This is a genomic window from Candidatus Atribacteria bacterium (assembly GCA_011056645.1).
Classification (GTDB): Bacteria; Atribacterota; Phoenicimicrobiia; order Phoenicimicrobiales; family Phoenicimicrobiaceae; genus Sediminicultor; species Sediminicultor quartus.
This window is the reverse complement of the sequence record DSEL01000130.1, coordinates 1-1,791: the sequence shown is the minus strand read 5'-3', so window position 1 is coordinate 1,791 and position 1,791 is coordinate 1. Positions and strand designations below refer to the sequence as shown.

Annotated in this window: 1 protein-coding gene; it reads left to right on the top strand. The window is 37.0% G+C overall.

The window, feature by feature from the left end; all coding sequences use genetic code 11:
- Positions 1-328 precede the first annotated feature (328 nt).
- On the top strand, positions 329-1,753 hold the full coding sequence (pyk, locus tag ENO17_05275; protein HER24442.1) for a pyruvate kinase: 1,425 nt from the start codon (positions 329-331) through the stop codon (positions 1,751-1,753).
- The last annotated feature ends 38 nt before the right edge of the window (positions 1,754-1,791 follow it).

The following is a 1,791-nucleotide window of genomic DNA, read 5'->3' as shown; positions in this document are numbered from 1 at the left end:
GTATAGTTTTTGTCAAGCCTTCAAATATACTGCCGAACATATAATATGAACGAAGAAGATAAAGGCAGGATTGACGTATAGTAATAGCAGATAAAAAAATTGGCATTGAGTAATGAGAATGAGTTAAAAAAGTGAAAGAAATTGTATTTCTTTAGTGTTATTATAATAGAGACAGGTGTAGAGATAAACAAATAATAAAAAACATCTACAAGAAGATGTCTTTTGTCTATCTAAGGACGAGGAATTATTTGAGGAAAAGTAGTAAACTAATTGAGAAAGAAAAAGACTATTAGCTTCCATATTCTTTTAATTTAAAGGAGATGTAATGATGAGTATGATGATAAAAACTAAAATAGTATGTACTATTGGACCAGCGAGCAGTTCCTATGAAAAAATAGAGAAGCTGATCCAGGGAGGTATGGATGTTGCTCGTTTGAATTTTTCTCACGGAAGGTATGAAGAACACTGTCAAGTCATTGAAAATATTCGCCAAGCTTCTTTGAAGAATCATATGCCCATAGCCATCCTTCAAGATTTGGGAGGACCAAAGATAAGAATTGGAGAGATTAAAAAAGAGCCTATTTTTTTAAAAGAAGGCTCTACTTTTATTCTTACAAATCGTGGGGTTCCCGGAGACGAACAGGCAGTATCTGTTACCTTTCCTTCTTTACCTCAGAAAGTGAAGAGAGGTGATTGCATTTTTTTAGCTGACGGAACTTTAGAGCTTAAAGTGAAAGAGCTTAGCTCTACAGATATTACCTGTTGGATAGTGAGAGGTGGAAAACTAAGCTCTCATAAAGGGGTTAACATCCCGAACATATCGATGGATATTCCATCTTTAACTGAAAAAGATTATCAGGATATTCTTTTTGGAATAAAAAATAGAGTTGATTATATCGGTCTTTCTTTTATCAGAAATGCTGAGGATGTTTTGAGGGTAAGAAAAATCTTGAAGGAAAATGCAGCCGAGGATATTTCCTTAATTGCCAAAATAGAAAAGAAAGAGGCAATAAATAACTTGAAAGAAATAATTGAAGTTTCTGATGGGATAATGATAGCTCGGGGTGATCTGGGAGTAGAAATACCTTTAGAAAATGTCCCACTGGTTCAAAAGGACATTATAAAAAGATGTAATTTTGTGGGAAAGCCGGTAATTACTGCAACCCAGATGCTAATGTCGATGGTGAATGTACCTCGTCCTACCCGTGCAGAAGTAACCGATGTGGCTAACGCAATTCTTGATGGGACTGATGCCGTGATGTTATCTGAGGAGACTGCAGTAGGAAATTACCCTTTAGAGGCAGTAGAAACCATGAATAAGATAGCCCTGAGAATTGAAAAAGTTATAGATTATAAAAAAATATTGACAGAGAGGTCGCTTTCGGTTAAATCTACCAATCCGGATGCGATAAGTCACGCTACCTGTCAGGTAGCTATGGATTTAAAAGCAAAAGCTATCGTTACTTTTACTCTTTCCGGGAGTACAGCTCGCATGGTATCCCGATATCGTCCCTCTGTTCCTATTATTGCAGCCAGTACCCAGGATTCCACAGTTAGAAAACTCGCTCTTAGCTGGGGAGTCTACCCTTTTAGAGCTGATGAATTGGAAAACACCGACGATATGATTGAAAAATCGAAGAAGATTGCTTTAAAAACCGGATTGGCCAACTCAGGAGATAAGATTGTCATCACTGCGGGAATTCCTTTTAAAGTTCCCGGCACCACTAATTTACTAAAAGTAGAAACATTATGATACAGGGGACGGTTCTCTGTATCATTTAAGGCCTTGTG

Coding starts and splice junctions, on each gene's coding strand:
- pyk (HER24442.1), top strand. CDS start 329: ATGAGTATGATGATAAAAACTAAAATAGTATGTACTATTGGACCAGCG.